The following is a 214-nucleotide window of genomic DNA, read 5'->3' on the forward strand; positions in this document are numbered from 1 at the left end:
GCGCGGGCATCCGCAGCCGGCGGAGGTTGATCGCCCGGTTCAGCATGTAGGCGAACAGGCCCTTGGTCGGAACGTTCGGCAGCCGGTCCGCGTGCAGGCGCCGGTACTTGCGCCACATCAGGAAGAGGTCGAGCGCGATCAGCAGGAAGACGCCGTAGGTGAGCGCGGTCACGAGGTAGGTCGCGGTGATGCTCAGCGAGCTGAGCAGCAGGGA

At 67.3% G+C, this 214-nt stretch carries 1 protein-coding gene; it reads right to left on the bottom strand.

Annotated features, from left to right (window positions below; genetic code table 11):
• On the bottom strand, window positions 1–214 hold a 214-nt coding region (locus tag BN358_RS25400; protein WP_198018383.1), incomplete at both ends, for a DUF3043 domain-containing protein.

The sequence above is a fragment of the Sedimentibacter sp. B4 genome (assembly GCF_000309315.1).
Taxonomy (GTDB): domain Bacteria; phylum Bacillota; class Clostridia; order Tissierellales; family Sedimentibacteraceae; genus Sedimentibacter; species Sedimentibacter saalensis.